This is a genomic window from Kumtagia ephedrae, from assembly GCF_003012745.1.
GTDB lineage: Bacteria > Pseudomonadota > Alphaproteobacteria > Rhizobiales > Rhizobiaceae > Kumtagia > Kumtagia ephedrae.
The window spans coordinates 12,356-29,190 of record NZ_PXYK01000001.1; the positions used below are offsets into that span (position 1 = coordinate 12,356).

Here is a 16,835-nt window from a genome sequence, read left to right on the forward strand (position 1 = left end):
CGCCCGCGCGGCAATGCCGGGCGGGCGCGTCAGCGTCGCGGGTCGTGCGCCAGGATGCTCAGGCCACTTCGGCAGCCTCGTCCTCGCGCCTCAGATCGGGCGGCGTCGCCTCGTCGGTGAGTGCCGTCACCGCCGCCTCCAGCGTCAGCGACTGCTGGTCGCGCGAGCCGAGCCGACGCATGTTGACGGTGCCCTCCTCCGCCTCGCGCTTGCCGCAGACGAGGATCACGGGCACCTTGGCCAGCGAGTGCTCGCGGACCTTGTAGTTGATCTTCTCGTTGCGCAGATCCGCCTCGGCGGCCAGCCCCGCCGCCTTCAGCCGCTTCACCACCTTTTCGGCATAGGCGTCGGCATCGGACGTGATGGTCGCCACCACCACCTGCAGCGGCGCGAACCACAGCGGCATCTGCCCGGCATGGCTCTCGATCAGGATGCCGAGGAAGCGTTCGAGCGAGCCGCAGATCGCGCGGTGCACCATCACCGGCTGCTTCTTCTCCGAATCGGAGCCGATGTAGAAGGCGCCGAACCGCTCCGGCAGGTTGAAATCCACCTGCGTGGTGCCGCACTGCCACTCGCGGCCGATGGCGTCCTTCAGCGTGTATTCGAACTTCGGCCCGTAGAACGTGCCCTCGCCCTCGTTGATGCCGGTCTTGATGCGGTTGTCCTCGCGCGCCATGCGGCCGAGCGCGCGCTTCAGAATGTCTTCCGCGTGGTCCCACATGGCGTCGGTGCCGACGCGTTTCTCCGGCCGAGTGGCGAGCTTCACCACGACCTCGTCAAATCCGAAATCCTTGTAGACCGACATCATCAGGTCGTTGATCTTCAGTATTTCCGCCTCGAGCTGCTCCTCCGTGCAGAAGATGTGAGCGTCGTCCTGCGTGAAGGCGCGCACACGCATCAGCCCGTGCAGCGCGCCCGACGCCTCGTAGCGATGCACGTTGCCGAATTCGGCAAGCCGGATCGGCAGATCGCGGTACGACTTCAGACCATGCTTGAAGATCTGCACATGGCCGGGGCAGTTCATCGGCTTCAGCGCGAAGACACGCTGGTCGGCTTCCGGATCGTCGGGATGGGTGAAGGCATGCGCCGACTTCACCGCGAACATGTTCTCCTGGTACCAGCCCCAGTGGCCCGACGTCTCCCACAGGCTCTTGTCGAGGACCTGCGGGGCGTTGACCTCCTGGTAGTCGTCGCCGAGGCGGCGACGCATATAGGCGATGAGATTCTGGAACATCTTCCAGCCCTTGGCGTGCCAGAAGACGACGCCCGGGCCCTCTTCCTGGAAATGGAAGAGATCCATCTCGCGCCCCAGCCGGCGGTGGTCGCGCTTCTCGGCCTCCTCCAGCATGTGGAGATAGGCGTCGAGTTGCGTCTGGTCGGCCCAGGCGGTGCCGTAGATGCGCGTCAGCATTGGATTGTTGGCATCGCCGCGCCAGTAGGCGCCAGCCACCTTCATCAGCTTGAAGGCGTTGCCGATCTGCCCGGTCGAGGCCATGTGCGGCCCGCGGCAGAGATCGAACCAGTCGCCCTGGAAGTAGATCTTCAGGTCCTGGTCTTCGGGAATGGCCTCGATCAACTCGATCTTGTAGGCCTCACCCTTGTCGCGAAACACTTTTTTCGCACGCTCGCGGTCCCACACCTCCTTGGTGAAGGGTTTGTTGCGCAAAATGATCTCGCGCATCTTCTTCTCGATGACCGGAAAGTCCTCGGGCGTGAACGGCTCGTTACGGGCAAAGTCGTAGTAGAACCCGTTTTCGATGACCGGGCCGATGGTTACCTGGGTGCCCGGCCACAGCTCCTGAACCGCCTCCGCCAGCACGTGCGCGGCGTCGTGGCGGATAAGTTCCAAGGCGCGCGGGTCGTCGCGGGTGACGATCTCGACCTTGCCCGAGCGGCCGACCGGATCGGACAGATCGCGCACTGTACCGTCGAGCGCATAGGCGACCGCCTTCTTGGCGAGCGATTTCGAGATCGACTCCGCGAGCGCGGCGCCGGTCGTCGCCGCGTCGTAGTCGCGGACGGAACCATCGGGAAATGTCAGGGGAACGGACTGGGACATAAGATGCTCCTGCTATCCAGTCCCGCAAACGAGCGCGGGTGGTGAATGCCGGCAAGCCGGCAGCAGCGGCTTTTAGTAGCCGCAGGCGCCCGCGTAAAGCAGGATTGCCCGATGATTCTCTTTCGCGGAGCAATCGGGCCGATGTTCCTCCTGAAACGCAGCGTGAAGCGAAAGCCGGACCTGCAATGGGCGCTTGGCGACCGCCAGTTCTTCGCCTGCGGCGCCTGCCATATCCTTGCCTATGCCTTCCTGGGGAAGTACCCCGCCTCGGGCTTCGGCGCGGTCTGGATCAAGCCGGCCGCCGGCTACACCGGCAATCACGTCGTCGCCACCGACGGCGATATCGCCTTCGATTATCACGGCTTTTCACGCTGGCGGCACCTCCTGGAGCACACGACACGCAAGGCCGAGCGGCTGATGCCTGGCTGGAGCTGTACCTTGGTGCCACTGCCGCCGGAGGCACTGACCTCGGAGGCAAGGTCGAAAGAGACCGAAGGGTTGTGGTTGCGCGGGCCGGAACAGTATCTGCACGACGCGCTGCCGCACGCCCGCGCCTTTCTCGACCGGTTCGAGCCACCGGAGGGCGCTCAGGGACTCTCCAGCCGAAAATACCGCCACGGGGTGAACCAGCGATAGCGCGCGGACAGCCGCTCCGGCACGTTGTCGATGCCCTGCGTGCCACCAGGACCGCAGCGCATCACGCGGAACAGCCCCATCCACCCGCCTGCCCATAAACCGTGGCGGGCGATCGCCTCATAGGAATATTCCGAGCAGGTCGGCAGGTGGCGGCAGGTATTGCCGACGAAGCCGGAAAGCGTGAGTTGGTAGAGGCGCACAATGCCGGTGCCGAGAAGACGTCCTGGCGTCTTCCGCCAGGGGCCGCGCCAGTTGCGGCCGCGCGGGCGGCGGGCCTCGCGCCCATCGTCTTTCCCCGACCCGCGGCATGCCTTGTGCTCCATCGCCCAGACATGTTCATCCCGAACGATCTTGGCAAGAGGCTGCCTGGGCCGAGCTCGGCTCAGGAGAATGGTCGGAGGCCGTTCCTGGAGGGTGGAAATGTCTTCGCCGGAATCCGTTCGCGGCTGCGCGGCGTGTCGAACGGGTGTCCGCCCGGCCGGTACTGGAACGTAGCGATCCGAAGAACGTCGGCGAAGATTTCGAGAAAGTCGCGCATCACGGTTCTCCTTCGAGGGGATTGAACCGCCGCTGGCACCCGGCTTCAAACGAGTATAGTGTTGGCATCGTATGCCTTGAGGTTATGCGAAATGAAACGCGGACGCCTGCCGCTCACCGCCCTGCGCAGCTTCGAGGCGGCCGGCCGGCATTCGAGCTTCAGCCGCGCGGCCGACGAACTCTACGTCTCGCAGGCGGCGATCAGCCGCCAAGTCCGCGAATTGGAAGCTTCGGTCGGCCGGGCGCTGTTCTTCCGCAATCACCGCCAGGTCGTTCTCACCGAGGCGGGCCGGCACCTTCTCGACCAGTTGACGCAAAGTTTCGACGCCATCGACCGCCGGCTCGGCGAGATCATCGAGCGGCCGGCCCAGCATGTGGTGACGGTCAGCGTCGAGCCGTCGCTGGCGGCGGCCTGGCTGGTGCCGAGGCTGAACGCCTTCAATGCCGTGCTGCCGGACGTCGACGTCTCGATCGACGCGAGCCCGCTGCTGGTCGACTTCAGAGGGCACCGGTTCGACCTGGCGATCCGCCACGGCATGACGGCGACGTCCTGGCCGCGGACGCAGTCGCGCCATCTGTTCGACTGCACGAGGACGGCCCTGATGGCGCCGGCGATGCTGGCCGCGGGACCTCCCGTCACGTCCGCCGCGGATCTCCTCCACTTTCCCCTTCTTCACGAGGACGACCGCGACGGCTGGGCCGACTGGTTCAAGGCAGCCGGCGCCGGAGCCACGGAGCCGCGTCGCGGACCGATCTTTCCCGATGCCGCGCTCTCCGCGCAGAGCGCAGCGCTCGGCCATGGCGTCGCGCTCGGCTGCCGGCTGCTGACCTGGCCGGACTTCTCGGCCGGCAGGTTGATCGCACCGGTGGATTTCGAGATCCCGGGCGGTGCCTATTGGCTGGTCGCATCGGGTTTCGACCGGCTCAGCGAGCCGGCAAAGGCCTTCGCGGAGTGGGTTGCAGAGGAAATCGCGAGAGACCTCGGCGTGATCGACGCAGCTACACCATCGGCCGATGAAAGCAAAATTGCATCACGTCAAAGCGAGGATCGGTTCGGACCGCCATCGACGGTTGAGCGCTGACGTGCGGTGCGTGCAGCCGCAACCATGGGCGGAAGGAAGTTGTGCGCCGTAGTCCACAGTACGGAAAGGTCGACGCCGCCATAGCCATGGCTCAGGCGGTTTCGCATCGCATACGCCGCCCTCACCTGCAGATCGGGATATTTCCGTTCGATGCCCGGATCGATCTTGAGGATTCTGCCCGAGGCCTCGCCAACCACCTCAAGACACTTCCATACGGCGAGATGGGTGCGATGATCCTCTTCAAACTGCTCGAACGTCATTCCGCCAAGGAGCGCAGGAACACGTTCGCCCCAAAGAACGATATCCGACAGCAATTCCAAGAACCGGCTATCGGGCTGGTCCTTCATAGGGGACGCACGTCCCGCCGAACCCTTGCGGCGACCGGCTCGGAAAACCCGCCGGGCGTCATGATGTCCACGGGCACGCCCAGCAATTCCGAAATATCGCTTTGCAGCCCATCTAGATGAACGAAGGTGGTCTCCCCATGCCGGCCATCGACCAGAATATCCAGGTCGCTGCCATCGACGTCCTCGCCGCGGGCCACCGAGCCGAAGACGCGCGGGTTGCTGACGGGATAACGCGCGATGATCGCGCGCACCTCGTCCCGATGTCTTGCCAGCGCTTCCGAGGGTCGCATCGCCATCGCTCCGGCCAGGTTCCGTTCCGGCGTCAGGCCGCCTTCTCGGCCTGCTTGCGCTCGATCTGGCCGATGGCGTCCACCACGGCGTCGAAGGTCAGCATGGTCGAGGCGTGACGCGCCTTGTAGTCGCGCACAGGCTCCAGATATTTGAGGTCGGCGAAACGGCCGATCGGCGGCGGACCATTCTCCTTCAGCATTTTTCGCATCGCCTCGCGCACCTCGCGCAACTCGTCGGCGGTCGCACCGACGACGTTCTGCGCCATGATAGCCGAGGAGGCCTGTCCGAGCGCGCAGGCTTTCACGTCGTGGGCGAAATCGGTCACCACGCCATCGCGCATCGACAGGTCTACGACCACGGTCGAGCCGCACAGCTTGGAATGCGCCCGCGCCGTCGCATCGGGATCGGCCAGCCGGCCGATGCGGCCGATATTGCCGGCAAAGCCAAGGATTTTCGCGTTGTAGACGTCGTCGATCATGATCGCGATCCATTGCTCACTGTCGGCGGTCGGCGCCGCTCGCAGCCTTCGGTCACCTATATAGTGCGTCAGGCAAATCCCCGCATGCACATTTTCGCCGGTCGGGCCTCGCCAGTGAAGCGCCGGGCTCGATGCGGCAGGCCAACCGAATGATTTTCGCCGAAATCACGCTTGCCATTCCGCCCGAAGGCCATGGCGCAAGCGGACTGTGTCATTCCGGCGTCTTTCATTGACGCCTGCGCCCCTTATATAATGATCCGGTCCGGGTCGCAGGCTCGGACATGCCGTATTGCCGCTTTTCGGACACCGCAGGGTCAGGTGGCCGCGAAAGGCAGTGGTCCGTTCAACTCGTCGCTCCAGAGAGAGCGACTACGGGAGACTCCTTTCATGGACGCTGTCGTCAAGAAGATCATGCCGCGGTCCGACTACATGGACAAGCCGGCGACCAACCGCCCCTCGCAGGCCGAAGTCGAGGCGGCCGTGCTGACGCTGCTGCGCTGGACCGGCGACGACCCCGAGCGCGAGGGCTTGAGGGACACGCCGAAACGGGTCGCCAAGGCCTTTCTCGAAATGTTCAACGGCTACGACATGTGCCCGGCCGAAGAGCTCGGCCGCACCTTCGAAGAGGTCGCCGGCTACGACGACCTGGTGATCGTGCGCGACATAAAGTTCCACTCGCATTGCGAGCACCATATGGTGCCGATCATCGGCAGGGCGCATGTCGGCTATCTGCCCGACGGCAAGGTGGTCGGCCTCTCCAAGATCGCGCGCGTCGTCGACATCTTCGCCCATCGGCTGCAGACGCAAGAGGCGCTCACGGCGCAGATCGCCGGCGTCATCCAGGAGGTGCTCAACCCGCGCGGGGTTGCCGTTATGGTCGAAGCCGAGCATATGTGCATGGCGATGCGCGGCATCCGCAAGCAGGGCTCCAGCACCCTGACCTCCACCTTCACCGGCGTGTTCAAGGACAATCCCGAAGAACAGATCCGGTTCTTGACAATGGTCCGGGCGGGCCAGGGCGGCTGACCCTAGCCCACCGGCTTCAGACAAGGAGCCGGCAATGCCGGATAGGTTCCCTGCCCCGCCTTCCGACAAGACGCTGCTCGAGGCGGGCGGCACGCTGACGCCGCGTTTCGACGCCAACGGACTGGTGACCGCCGTGGTGACCGATGCCGGCGACGGCACGGTGCTGATGGTCGCCCACATGAACGCCGAAGCGCTGGCGCTCACGCTCAAAACCGGCATTGCCCATTTCTGGTCACGATCGCGTGCATCCTTGTGGAAAAAGGGGGAAACGTCGGGCAACGTTCAGCAAGTGGTCGAAATGCGGGCCGATTGCGATCAGGACGCGATCTGGCTGAGTGTCAAAGTAGCGGGCGACGGTGCAACTTGTCACACCGGGCGGCGTTCTTGTTTTTACAGGATTGTCGAAATCACGGACGGGGAAGCTGGCCTGCGCGACGATGGAAGCGCGGTGCTGACGAATGCGTCTGCGCCACACGCACACGGCTGACTGGCCCATCTCTTTCCGGTTTGAAAACCAACCTGCTTCATGCTTTCGATACGCTGCGGGCGTTAAAAGCATGAACGGGAGGCTTGGGAGTTGAAGATGCTCGATTGGGCGTCGTTCAGGGGAAGACCCGGGGTCAGCGAAGCGGACGGCTTTTCCTCGCACGCGCCGGAGGACGGCAAGCCTGTCAAGAAAACCGGGATCTCGCTTGCCCTCGGCGGCGGCGCGGCGCGCGGCTGGGCCCATATCGGCGTGCTCAGGGCGCTCGACGAGGCAGGCATCGAGATCAGCATGATCGCCGGCACCTCGATCGGCGCGCTGGTCGGCGGCTGTTACCTCGCCGGCAAGCTCGACCAGCTGGAAGAATTCGCCCGCAGCCTGACCAAGCGCCGCATCTTCGGGCTGCTGGACTTCAATTTCGGCGGCAACGGCCTGTTCAGCGGCATGCGGCTCGACGCGCGCATGCAGCAGCACCTCAACGGCATGACCTTCGAGGACCTGCCGAAGCCGTTCGTCTGCGTGGCGGCGGAAATCCGCACCGGTCACGAGATCTGGCTGTCCAGCGGCTCGCTGATCACCGCCATGCGCGCCTCATATGCCCTGCCCGGCGTGTTCGAGCCGGTGACCGCCAACAAGCGCGTCCTGGTCGACGGAGCACTGGTCAATCCGGTGCCGGTGTCGGTCTGCCGCGCCTACGAACAGCCGCTGGTGGTGGCGGTCAACCTGCATTACGACCTGTTCGGCCGCGCCGCGGTGATCAAGCACAGCGCCGGCGAGCTGGTGGTCGAGACCAATGGCGGCCGCCGCGTTCCCGGCATCCAGCATGAGTCGCGGCTCGGCATCAGCGGCGTCATGGTCGAGGCCTTCAATATTATCCAGGACCGCATCTCGCGGGCCCGGCTGGCCGGCGACCCGCCGGATCTGTCACTGCAGCCCAAGCTCGGCCATATCGGCCTGTCGGAATTCTATCGCGCCGACGAGGCGATCCGCATCGGCTACGAGACCACCAAGGAGCGGCTCGGCGAGCTCATCCGGCTGCAGAGTGTGCTCGCCTGAGCGACAGGCCCGCCGCTCAACCTCACATCGGGCTCTCAGCCGCGTCGACGATCCTGAACTGGACGCTGCGGGCGCCATTCCAGTAGTTCGCCTGCACCTGTCCGGCGACATGGATGCGGGCGCCGCGGCTCCTGCCCAGGAATTCGCCGAGTTCGGTGCCGGCGGCCCGGAAAGCCATCGCCTGCAGCGATCCGCCGGCATCGGAGCGCAGGTCCAGCCGCAGATGCGAACCGCCGACCGGCCGCACGTCGCGCAGCTGGTGGCGCGGCAGCACGAAGGTCGGCGCCGGATACCCCGCGCCGAATGGGCCCGCCTGCTCCAGCGCGTCGAGCAGCGCCTGCGTCGCGCCCTCGGCCGACAGCGCCGCGTCGACCAGCAGCGTCTCCTCGTCTCGCAGCCGCGACACGTCGGCCGCCGCCTGCTCCTCGAAATAGGCGCGAAGCTCGCCGAGCCGGGCACGCTGCACCGTGATGCCCGCCGCCATGGCGTGGCCGCCACCCTTGTCGATCAGCCCGCGCTCGAAGGCGCCGCGCACCAGCCGGCCGAGGTCGAACCCGGCCACCGAGCGGCCCGAGCCGGTGCCGACGCCGTTGGCGTTGAAAGCGATGGCGAAGGCGGGGCGGCGCACATGGTCCTTGAGCCGCGACGCAAGCAGACCGACGATGCCAGGATGCCAGCCGTCGTTGCCGGTCACCATCACCGCGGGGCCGACACCGCCGGCGAGCTCGGCGTCGGCCTCGGCGCGGGCCTGCTCCAGCATAACCTGCTCCATGGCCTGCCGCTCGCCGTTCAGGCGGTCGAGCACCTCGGCGATGCGTTCGGCCTCGACCGGGTCGTCGGTGGCCAGGAGGCGACTGCCCAGCGCCGCATCGCCGATGCGGCCGCCGGCATTGATGCGCGGGCCGATGAGGAAGCCGAGATGGAAGACGTTGATCGGCTCGCCGACGCGCGCCGTCCTTGCCAGCGCCGCCAGGCCGACATTGCGCTGCTGCCGTATCGCCAGCAGGCCCTTGACGACGAAGGCGCGGTTGACGCCGGTGAGCTGCACCACGTCGCAGACGGTCGCCAGCGCCACTAGGTCGAGCATGAACAGCAGGTCGGGCGGCGGCAGATCGGGGCGGCGTTGCCGTAACACCCTTGCCGTCTGCACCAGCGCCAGGAAGACGACACCGGCCGCGCACAGATGGCCCTGCCCCGAAAGGTCGTCGTCTCGGTTCGGATTGACCACCGGCACGCCTTCCGGCAGCGCCCCGCCGACCTGGTGATGGTCGAGCACCACCACATCCGCTCCGGCCTGGCGCGCTGCTTCGATGGAGGGCGCGCTGTTGGTGCCGCAGTCGACGGTGACGACAAGCCGGGCACCGCGCCCAACCAGCTCGCGCATGGCATCCGGATTGGGGCCATAACCCTCGAAAATGCGGTCGGGGATATAGATTTCGGACTCGATGCCGAAATGATTGAGGAACCGCTTGAGCATTGCCGAGGAAGCGGCTCCGTCGACGTCGTAGTCGCCGAAGATCGCCACCCGCTCACGCCGCTCGATCGCCGCGGCGAGCCTATCGGCCGCAGCCTCCATGTCGGTCAGCGTCGCCGGATCCGGCAGCAGGTCGCGGATGGTCGGGTCGAGGAACTTCGTCACGGCGTCGGTCGCGACGTTGCGGCCGGCGAGCAAGCGCGCCACGATCTCCGGCACGCCTTGCCCCTGGGCGATGGCGAGCGCCGTCATTTCCTGGCGCTCGCTCAGCCGGTGCGCCCAGGCCGCCCCAGCGGCCGAGCGGCGCACGCCGAGGAAGAGGCGTTTTTCGGGAGTCATGTCGGCTGCGCCCGATCCGTCCTCACACCCGCTCCAGGTCTTTGTGGCGCGCCCTGATCTCGCGCACGGTGCGCGACGACGAGCGCAGCACGATCGTGTCGGTGGCAATCGCGGTGCGGCCGAAGCGGACGCCGGACAAGAGGTTGCCGTCGGTGACGCCGGTCGCGGCGAACAGCACGTCGCCCTTCGCCATGTCCTCGACCCCATAGACCCGGTCGAAGTCGGCAATACCCGTTCGTGCGCCCAGCGCGCGCTTTTCCTGAGTGTCGAAGATCAGCCGCCCCTGCATCTGCCCGCCGATGCAGCGCAGGGCGGCGGCGGCCAGCACCCCTTCCGGGGCGCCGCCCGAACCGAGATAGATGTCGACGCCGGTCTCTTCCGGCTCCGTCGTGTGGATGATGCCGGCCACGTCGCCGTCGCCGATCAGCCGGATCGCCGCACCGGTCGCCCGCACCGCCTCGATCAGGCGGGAGTGGCGCGGGCGGTCAAGAATGCAGGCGGTGATCTCGCCCACCGGAACACCCTTCGCCCGGGCGAGACTGCGGATATTATCTTCCGCCGGGGCGTCGATGTCGACCAGACCGGCGGGATAGCCAGGTCCGATCGCGATCTTCTGCATGTAGATGTTGGGCGCGAACAGCAGGCTGCCCTTGTCGGCCACCGCGATCACCGACAATGCGTTCGGCAGGTTCTTGGCGCAGACGGTGGCGCCCTCGAGCGGTCTGACGGCGATATCGACCTCCGGTCCCTCGCCGCCTCCCAGCGTCTCGCCGAGATAGAGCGTCGGCGTCTCGTCGCGCTCTCCCGCTCCGATCACCACGGTACCGCGGATCGGCAGCCGGTCGAGCTCGGTGCGCATCGCGGCGACAGCCGCGTCGTCGGCCGCCTTCTCGTCGCCGCGGCCGCGCAACCGCGCGGCGGCGATCGCGGCGCGTTCGGTAACGCGGACGGCTTCCATCGTCAGGATGCGGTCGAGGCTGGAATTCTTGGTCACCGCGTGAATGTCCTTGAAACGAAATGGCGGGCGGCGGGGTCGAAACCGGATCTTCTTGGCAAAGTAACCAGGCAACAGCAAGACCCGTTGCGAAAATCCCGGGCAGACGCTTCAATCGAGATCCATCTCGATTGGGGGGATACCATGTTCGAGACTGGTTTGCTGATCGGCCTGATTATCTGGCCGATCTCGGGAATTTGGCTCGTTGTTTCGCTACTGAGAATTATTCTCCCTCGATGGCGCAGGAGCGGCATCCGACAGTCCGCGATCTCGGCCGCCGTGTTCGTTTGCTCATTCGTCGGCATTATCGTGTGCAATCAACTGCTCTATCTCGACTATGGCCTGAGCTCACGCGATGGCCTGGAGGAGGCGCAAGCCGCGAAAAAGGCGCTGGCCGATGCCGAGAGTGCACGTGCAAAGGCTGCCGCCGAAAAGAAGGCAGCGCAAGACGCCCAAAGGAAGGCCGAAGAGGAAGCCAGGCAGGCAGCCTTGGACGCTGAGCGCCGCAAGCGGGACGCCGAAGAGCAGGCGGCCAGAATGGTGGCCGAGAAGGCCGCCGAGCTCGTCGAAAAATGTGCCGACAAGACCATGGCATTCGTGATGTCGCAGGAATTCGTCAGGCGGAACCTCAAGGCGCCTTCGACTGCCGAATTCCCATGGTACACGGACGATCAGGTCGCCGTCTCCACCAAGCCGGGCTGTGCTTTCCGGGTCATTGCCTGGGTGGACGCGCAGAACAGCTTCGGTGCCCAAATCAGGTCGGTGTACATCGTGGATATGAAATACAACGACGACGCAGGAACGTGGATGCTTACCGACATAAGCATTCAATAGACGCTGCCGGGACGTATCTAATCCGCCCGCTCGATGCGGATCACCTGCGGCTTGTCGGCGAGATGGCCGTCCTTGGTGATGCCGTCGACGGCCTTGCGTACCGCCGCCTCGGTCGTCTCATGGGTGACCAGGATGACCGTCTTCAGCGCCGCGTCGCCGAGGTCGGAGGCGTGCTGCACGATCGATTCCAGCGAGATCTGGCTGTCGGCCATGCGCTTGGCGACGGCGGCGAAGACGCCGACGCGGTCGTGCACGGTCAGGCGGATGAAATAGCCGCCCTCGTGGCTGCGCATCTTCGCCTGCTTGTAGGGTTTCAGCTCCTTGGCCGGCCGGCCGAACACCGGGCCGTGCTGGAAACCCGGCCGGCTCTTGGCGATGTCGGCGATGTCGCCGACCACCGCCGAGGCGGTGGCGTTGCCGCCGGCGCCCGGCCCCGACAGCAGCAGTTCGCCGAGAATGTCGGTTTCGATCGCCACCGCATTGGTCACGCCATGCACCTGCGCGATCACCGACGCCGTCGGCACCATGGTCGGGTGCACGCGCTGCTCGATGCCGCTTTCGGTGCGCTGCGCCACGCCGAGCAGCTTTATGCGGTAGCCGAGTTCGGCGGCGGCGCGGATGTCGGCCTGGGTGATGTTGGAAATGCCTTCCAGATAGATGTCGTCGGCCGCGATCCTGGTGCCGAAGGCCAGGCTGGTCAGGATGGACAGCTTGTGCGCAGTGTCTTGGCCCTCGATGTCGAAGGTCGGGTCGGCCTCGGCATAACCCAGCCGCTGCGCGTCCTTCAGCACCTCGTCGAAGGAAATGCCTTCCGCCTCCATGCGGGTGAGGATGTAGTTGCAGGTGCCGTTGAGGATGCCGAAGACGCGGTTCACCGTATTGCCGGCCAGCGCCTCGCGCATCGTCTTGATCACCGGGATGCCGCCGGCCACCGCCGCCTCGTAGTTGAGCAGCACGCCTTTCCGCTCGGCGATCTCCGCCAGAGCGACGCCATGCTTGGCAAGCAGCGCCTTGTTGGCGGTGACGACATGGCGCCCAGCCTCGAGCCCGGCCTTGACGCTGGCGCGCGCCGGCCCGTCATCGCCGCCGATCAGCTCGACGAAGACGTCGATCTCGGCATTGGCGGCGAGTTCGGCCGGGTCGGCGAACCAGGCGGTCCGGAACAGGTCGATGCCGCGGTCGCGGCTGGTGTCGCGCGCCGACACCGCGGTCACGACGATTTCCCGGCCGCACTGGCGCGCGAGTTCCGCCTGCTTTTCCGCGATCACCCGCACCACCGAGGCGCCGACCGTGCCGAGACCGGCCACCCCAATACGCAAAGCTTCGGCCATGACCGGTCCGCCCTCTGAAAATCCGTCGACTTGAATGATGCGATCAGCGCCGCGCCACCAGTGGCACCACATTGTTGGGCTGCTTGGCGGCGGTGCTCAGGAAGCGCTTGATGTTGCGCGCGGCCTGGCGGATGCGGTGCTCGTTCTCTACGAGCGCGATGCGCACATGGTCGTCGCCGTGCTCGCCGAAGCCGATGCCCGGCGCCACCGCGACGTCCGCATGCTCGATCAGCAGCTTGGAATATTCGAGCGAGCCGAGATGGCGGAACGGTTCGGGGATCGGCGCCCAAGCGAACATCGAGGCCGCCGGCGCCGGAATATCCCAGCCGGCGCGGCCGAAGGCGTCGACCATCACGTCGCGGCGCTTGCGGTAGACGTCGCGCACTTCCGCTATGTCGGAGCCGTCGCCGTTGAGGGCGGCGGTCGCCGCCACCTGGATCGGCGTGAAGGCGCCGTAGTCGAGATAGGATTTCACCCGCGTCAGCGCCGCGATCAGGCGGGCATTGCCGACGGCGAAACCCATGCGCCAGCCCGGCATGGAAAATGTCTTCGACATGGAGGTGAACTCGACGGTGACGTCGATGGCGCCGGGCACCTGCAGCACCGAAGGCGGCGGATTGCCGTCGAAATAGATCTCCGAATAGGCGAGATCCGACAGGATGATGATGTCGTTCTTCTTGGCGAAGGCGACGACGTCCTTGTAGAAGTCGAGGCTCGCCACCAGCGCCGTCGGATTGGACGGATAGTTGAGGATCAGCGCCAGCGGCTTGGGGATCGAATGGCGGATGCCGCGCTCGAGCGCCGGGATGAAGCCGTCGTCCGGCTCCACCTGCAACGAGCGGATGACGCCGCCCGACATGATGAAGCCGAATGCATGGATCGGATAGGTCGGGTTGGGGCAGAGAATCACGTCGCCGGGCGCGGTGATCGCCTGCGCCATGTTGGCGAAGCCTTCCTTCGAGCCGAGCGTGGCGACGACCTCGGTCTCCGGGTCGAGCTTCACCCCGAAGCGGCGGGCGTAGTAGTTCGCCTGGGCGCGGCGCAGGCCGGGAATGCCGCGCGACGACGAATAGCGATGGGTGCGCGGGTCGCGCACCACCTCGCACAGCTTGTCGACGATCGCCTTCGGCGTCGGCAGGTCGGGATTGCCCATGCCCAGATCGACGATGTCGGCGCCATTGGCGCGGGCTGTGGCCTTCAGCCGGTTGACCTGCTCGAACACATAAGGCGGAAGCCGGCGAACCTTGTGAAACTCTTCCATCGTCGTTCCAAGAAAAGGGAGGGCAGCGTTGCGCGCGCTATATACCCAAAGTCGGCAGCGGTCGAGGCCGTCACTGGGCCTCTATCGCCTTCAGCGTGTCGCCGCCATGCTCTTCGGCGAGCTTCTGCAGGCGCCGCGGATCGCCGGTCGTGCCGACGCCACGTCCGGAGGTCGCCTGGGCCGATTGCGCCGACTGGATGCGGGCGGTGACCCTGCCCTTGTCCTCGTCCGTCATCGGCGGCGCGGCGACCTGCGGTGGCACGTTGAGATTCGGATAGGTGCCGGTATTCAGCGGGCCGCGTTGCGGCACCAGCGGCATCGCCGTATCGGAAGCACTCGAAGCGCAGCCGGCAAGGATGGAGACCAGCACGGCCGCAAGACCGGCGCGGCACATGGCCGCCGGAGAGGATTTGTACCCGACCGTCATGATCTTTTCCGAAGTCCCCGTTAGTCGAACGCCGTGAGTCGACGTTGGACCCTTTCGAATGTGTCATGCTAGTATGTCAATAAAAAGCCTTGGGAAAAGCCCCGGGAGGACCGTGGACGGCATGAACAAAACTTCGGATGCGGGCAAGCCGGGCGCTGCCGACAGGAATGGCGCCGAGACGGCATCCGTGGAGCAGTACCTCGTCAAGGATCCGGAACGCTTCGCCCTCAACATCGCCCGCATGGTCGAGCAGGCCGGCAAGGCCGCCGCCGCCTGGGCCGAGCCGCGCGAGAAAGGCGAAGTGCGCGACACCGTCGCCGAGCCGGCCGTCGACATGGTCAAGACGTTCTCCAAGCTGACGGAATACTGGCTGTCCGATCCGCAGCGCGCCCTGGAGGCGCAGACGCGGCTGTTCGCCGGATACATGAACGTCTGGACCAGCGCCATCCATAAGGCGGGCGGCGAGCCGGCCGCCGACGCGGTGAAGCCGGACAAGGGTGACAAGCGCTTCCTGGACCCGGACTGGGGCCGCAACGCCTTTTTCGACTTCCTCAAGCAGGCCTATCTCGTCACCTCCCGCTGGGCGGGCGATCTGGTCGAGCAGGCGGAAGGCCTCGACGAGCACACCAAGCACAAGGCGTCCTTCTATGTGAAGCAGGTCTCCAACGCCCTGTCGCCGTCGAATTTCATCCTCACCAACCCCGAACTGTTCCGCGAGACGGTGGCCAGCAGCGGCGAGAACCTGGTGCGCGGCATGAAGATGCTGGCCGAGGACATCGTGGCCGGGCGTGGCGACCTGAAACTCCGTCAGGCCGACTACACGCCGTTCGAGATCGGCCGCAACGTCGCCGTGACGCCCGGCAAGGTGATCGGCCGCAGCGACGTGGCGGAGATCCTGCAATACGAGCCGACGACCGACAAGGTGCTGAAGCGGCCGCTGCTGATCTGCCCGCCCTGGATCAACAAGTACTACATCCTCGACCTCAACCCGCAGAAATCCTTCATCGGCTGGGCTCTCGACCAGGGCCACACGGTCTTCGTCATCTCCTGGGTCAACCCCGACCAGCGGCACGGCATGAAGGGCTGGGAGGCCTATGTCCGCGAAGGGCTGCAATACGGGCTGGACTGCGTGGAGACGGCGACGGGCGAGAAGAAGGTCAATGCCATCGGCTACTGCGTCGGCGGCACGCTGCTGGCGGCGGGGCTCGCCCTGCTCGCGCAGGAGGGCGACGACCGCATCGCCTCGGCAACATTCTTCGCCACCCAGGTCGACTTCACCCATGCGGGCGACCTGAAGGTGTTCGTCGACGAGGACCAGATCGCCGCGCTCGAGCGTGCCATGAACGAGAAGGGATTCCTCGAAGGCACGAAGATGGCGACCGCCTTCAACATGCTGCGCTCGGGCGACCTGATCTGGCCCTATTTCGTCAACAACTACCTGCGCGGCAAGGATCCCCTGCCCTTCGACCTGCTCTACTGGAACGCCGATTCCACCCGGATGGCCGCAGCCAACCACTCCTTCTACCTGCGCAACTGCTATCTGGAGAACAATCTCACCGCGGGGCGGATGGAGATCGCCGGCCGGCAGCTCTCGCTCGCCGACGTGACCATCCCGGTCTACAATCTTGCCACACGCGAGGACCACATCGCGCCGCCGCGCTCGGTCTTCGTCGGGTCGAAATTTTTCGGCGGGCCGGTGGAGTTCGTGATGGCCGGCTCGGGCCATATCGCCGGCGTCGTCAATCCGCCCGCGCTGAACAAGTATCAGTTCTGGACCGGCGGCCGGGCGACGGGCAGTTTTGACGAGTGGGTTGCCGGCGCCAGCGAGAATGCGGGCTCCTGGTGGCCGCACTGGCAGAAATGGATCGAGCGGCAGGACGCGAAGAAGGTGCCGGCGCGCAAGCCCGGCGCGCATGGCAAGGTCCTCGGCGACGCGCCGGGAACCTATGTCAAGGTGCGCGTGTGAGGCAGCCGCCCGCGGCCGGCGGCCACTGCCTAAAAAGCCGGCAGAATCATGGCGCGACCATGATGCCGCCTCATTTGCTCCCTAGCTGGATTCTGGTTAAAAATCACGAATCACGCGTGCGCCTCTCGAAGGCGTGACTCATAGTTGAAATCGATACTATGCCGGCGGGCGGGACCGGCACCACGCGAGGGATTTCGGTTTGCGAGTACGGGG

The 16,835-nt window shown here is 65.8% G+C and carries 17 protein-coding genes; 7 read left to right on the plus strand and 10 right to left on the minus strand.

Annotated features, from left to right (window positions below; translation table 11 throughout):
• Nucleotides 1-58: 58 nt before the first annotated feature.
• On the minus strand, nucleotides 59-2,059 hold the full coding sequence (gene thrS / locus C7I84_RS00075; protein WP_106770116.1) for a threonine--tRNA ligase: 2,001 nt from the start codon (nucleotides 2,057-2,059) through the stop codon (nucleotides 59-61).
• A 45-nt stretch (nucleotides 2,060-2,104) separates the two neighbouring features.
• Between thrS and C7I84_RS00080 the strand changes: the two genes are divergently transcribed.
• Nucleotides 2,105-2,695 (plus strand): hypothetical protein, encoded by a 591-nt coding sequence (locus tag C7I84_RS00080; protein ID WP_245428263.1) that lies wholly within the window; start codon nucleotides 2,105-2,107, stop codon nucleotides 2,693-2,695.
• Here C7I84_RS00080 and yidD read toward each other — a convergent pair.
• Nucleotides 2,647-3,018: a membrane protein insertion efficiency factor YidD gene (yidD, locus tag C7I84_RS00085; protein ID WP_106770118.1), complete on the minus strand. Its 372-nt coding sequence runs from the start codon at nucleotides 3,016-3,018 to the stop codon at nucleotides 2,647-2,649. The two genes, C7I84_RS00080 and yidD, sit on opposite strands and share 49 nt — an antisense overlap.
• 306 nt (nucleotides 3,019-3,324) lie before the next feature.
• Here yidD and C7I84_RS00090 point away from each other — a divergent pair, with 306 nt between their 5' ends.
• Complete coding sequence (locus C7I84_RS00090) at nucleotides 3,325-4,314, plus strand: LysR substrate-binding domain-containing protein (protein ID WP_106770119.1); 990 nt, start codon at nucleotides 3,325-3,327, stop codon at nucleotides 4,312-4,314.
• On the opposite strand, the gene C7I84_RS00095 is transcribed toward C7I84_RS00090, so the two are convergent.
• From C7I84_RS00095 to C7I84_RS00105, 3 genes are read right to left on the minus strand one after another with little or no spacing between them, the layout of a single operon-like run.
• Nucleotides 4,269-4,661, minus strand: a complete 393-nt coding sequence (locus tag C7I84_RS00095) for a HepT-like ribonuclease domain-containing protein (protein ID WP_106770120.1) — start codon at nucleotides 4,659-4,661, stop codon at nucleotides 4,269-4,271. The two genes, C7I84_RS00090 and C7I84_RS00095, sit on opposite strands and share 46 nt — an antisense overlap.
• Complete coding sequence (locus C7I84_RS00100; protein WP_342587143.1) at nucleotides 4,658-4,957, minus strand: nucleotidyltransferase family protein; 300 nt, start codon at nucleotides 4,955-4,957, stop codon at nucleotides 4,658-4,660. Before C7I84_RS00100 ends, C7I84_RS00095 begins: the two co-directional genes overlap by 4 nt.
• Nucleotides 4,958-4,983: 26 nt before the next feature.
• Entirely contained in the window at nucleotides 4,984-5,430 is a 447-nt protein-coding gene (locus C7I84_RS00105; RefSeq protein ID WP_106770121.1) for an iron-sulfur cluster assembly scaffold protein, read from the minus strand.
• Between the two features lie 387 nt (nucleotides 5,431-5,817).
• Here C7I84_RS00105 and folE point away from each other — a divergent pair, with 387 nt between their 5' ends.
• From folE to C7I84_RS00120, 3 genes are all read left to right on the plus strand, one after another.
• The gene (gene folE, locus C7I84_RS00110; RefSeq protein ID WP_106770122.1) at nucleotides 5,818-6,456 is read left to right on the plus strand and encodes a GTP cyclohydrolase I FolE; all 639 of its coding nucleotides are present in this window, start codon (nucleotides 5,818-5,820) and stop codon (nucleotides 6,454-6,456) included.
• Nucleotides 6,457-6,490: 34 nt separating this feature from the next.
• The gene (hisI, locus tag C7I84_RS00115) at nucleotides 6,491-6,943 is read left to right on the plus strand and encodes a phosphoribosyl-AMP cyclohydrolase (RefSeq protein WP_106770123.1); all 453 of its coding nucleotides are present in this window, start codon (nucleotides 6,491-6,493) and stop codon (nucleotides 6,941-6,943) included.
• A gap of 96 nt (nucleotides 6,944-7,039) precedes the next feature.
• Nucleotides 7,040-7,996 carry a patatin family protein gene (locus C7I84_RS00120; RefSeq protein ID WP_106770410.1) on the plus strand — a complete coding sequence of 319 codons (957 nt, stop codon included), beginning with the start codon at nucleotides 7,040-7,042 and terminating at the stop codon, nucleotides 7,994-7,996.
• Nucleotides 7,997-8,018: 22 nt separating this feature from the next.
• On the opposite strand, the gene recJ is transcribed toward C7I84_RS00120, so the two are convergent.
• On the minus strand, nucleotides 8,019-9,809 hold the full coding sequence (recJ, locus tag C7I84_RS00125) for a single-stranded-DNA-specific exonuclease RecJ (protein WP_106770124.1): 1,791 nt from the start codon (nucleotides 9,807-9,809) through the stop codon (nucleotides 8,019-8,021).
• A gap of 22 nt (nucleotides 9,810-9,831) precedes the next feature.
• A complete protein-coding gene (gene glpX, locus C7I84_RS00130; protein WP_280954208.1) occupies nucleotides 9,832-10,803 on the minus strand; it encodes a class II fructose-bisphosphatase in 972 nt (323 codons plus the stop codon).
• Nucleotides 10,804-10,947: 144 nt separating this feature from the next.
• Here glpX and C7I84_RS00135 point away from each other — a divergent pair, with 144 nt between their 5' ends.
• Complete coding sequence (locus tag C7I84_RS00135) at nucleotides 10,948-11,637, plus strand: hypothetical protein (RefSeq protein ID WP_133170040.1); 690 nt, start codon at nucleotides 10,948-10,950, stop codon at nucleotides 11,635-11,637.
• A 17-nt stretch (nucleotides 11,638-11,654) separates the two neighbouring features.
• On the opposite strand, the gene C7I84_RS00140 is transcribed toward C7I84_RS00135, so the two are convergent.
• The 3 genes from C7I84_RS00140 to C7I84_RS00150 form a co-directional block, all read right to left on the minus strand.
• Complete coding sequence (locus tag C7I84_RS00140; RefSeq protein ID WP_106770126.1) at nucleotides 11,655-12,968, minus strand: homoserine dehydrogenase; 1,314 nt, start codon at nucleotides 12,966-12,968, stop codon at nucleotides 11,655-11,657.
• Nucleotides 12,969-13,011: 43 nt separating this feature from the next.
• Nucleotides 13,012-14,229 (minus strand): LL-diaminopimelate aminotransferase, encoded by a 1,218-nt coding sequence (locus tag C7I84_RS00145; protein WP_106770127.1) that lies wholly within the window; start codon nucleotides 14,227-14,229, stop codon nucleotides 13,012-13,014.
• Nucleotides 14,230-14,299: 70 nt separating this feature from the next.
• Nucleotides 14,300-14,656 carry a hypothetical protein gene (locus tag C7I84_RS00150; RefSeq protein WP_106770128.1) on the minus strand — a complete coding sequence of 119 codons (357 nt, stop codon included), beginning with the start codon at nucleotides 14,654-14,656 and terminating at the stop codon, nucleotides 14,300-14,302.
• A 121-nt stretch (nucleotides 14,657-14,777) separates the two neighbouring features.
• Here C7I84_RS00150 and phaC point away from each other — a divergent pair, with 121 nt between their 5' ends.
• Nucleotides 14,778-16,622, plus strand: a complete 1,845-nt coding sequence (gene phaC, locus C7I84_RS00155; RefSeq protein WP_106770129.1) for a class I poly(R)-hydroxyalkanoic acid synthase — start codon at nucleotides 14,778-14,780, stop codon at nucleotides 16,620-16,622.
• The last annotated feature ends 213 nt before the right edge of the window (nucleotides 16,623-16,835 follow it).

Coding starts and splice junctions, on each gene's coding strand:
- thrS (WP_106770116.1), bottom strand. CDS start 2,059: ATGTCCCAGTCCGTTCCCCTGACATTTCCCGATGGTTCCGTCCGCGAC.
- C7I84_RS00080 (WP_245428263.1), top strand. CDS start 2,105: ATGCCGGCAAGCCGGCAGCAGCGGCTTTTAGTAGCCGCAGGCGCCCGC.
- yidD (WP_106770118.1), bottom strand. CDS start 3,018: ATGGAGCACAAGGCATGCCGCGGGTCGGGGAAAGACGATGGGCGCGAG.
- C7I84_RS00090 (WP_106770119.1), top strand. CDS start 3,325: ATGAAACGCGGACGCCTGCCGCTCACCGCCCTGCGCAGCTTCGAGGCG.
- C7I84_RS00095 (WP_106770120.1), bottom strand. CDS start 4,661: ATGAAGGACCAGCCCGATAGCCGGTTCTTGGAATTGCTGTCGGATATC.
- C7I84_RS00100 (WP_342587143.1), bottom strand. CDS start 4,957: ATGGCGATGCGACCCTCGGAAGCGCTGGCAAGACATCGGGACGAGGTG.
- C7I84_RS00105 (WP_106770121.1), bottom strand. CDS start 5,430: ATGATCGACGACGTCTACAACGCGAAAATCCTTGGCTTTGCCGGCAAT.
- folE (WP_106770122.1), top strand. CDS start 5,818: ATGGACGCTGTCGTCAAGAAGATCATGCCGCGGTCCGACTACATGGAC.
- hisI (WP_106770123.1), top strand. CDS start 6,491: ATGCCGGATAGGTTCCCTGCCCCGCCTTCCGACAAGACGCTGCTCGAG.
- C7I84_RS00120 (WP_106770410.1), top strand. CDS start 7,040: ATGCTCGATTGGGCGTCGTTCAGGGGAAGACCCGGGGTCAGCGAAGCG.
- recJ (WP_106770124.1), bottom strand. CDS start 9,809: ATGACTCCCGAAAAACGCCTCTTCCTCGGCGTGCGCCGCTCGGCCGCT.
- C7I84_RS00135 (WP_133170040.1), top strand. CDS start 10,948: ATGTTCGAGACTGGTTTGCTGATCGGCCTGATTATCTGGCCGATCTCG.
- C7I84_RS00140 (WP_106770126.1), bottom strand. CDS start 12,968: ATGGCCGAAGCTTTGCGTATTGGGGTGGCCGGTCTCGGCACGGTCGGC.
- C7I84_RS00145 (WP_106770127.1), bottom strand. CDS start 14,229: ATGGAAGAGTTTCACAAGGTTCGCCGGCTTCCGCCTTATGTGTTCGAG.
- C7I84_RS00150 (WP_106770128.1), bottom strand. CDS start 14,656: ATGACGGTCGGGTACAAATCCTCTCCGGCGGCCATGTGCCGCGCCGGT.
- phaC (WP_106770129.1), top strand. CDS start 14,778: ATGAACAAAACTTCGGATGCGGGCAAGCCGGGCGCTGCCGACAGGAAT.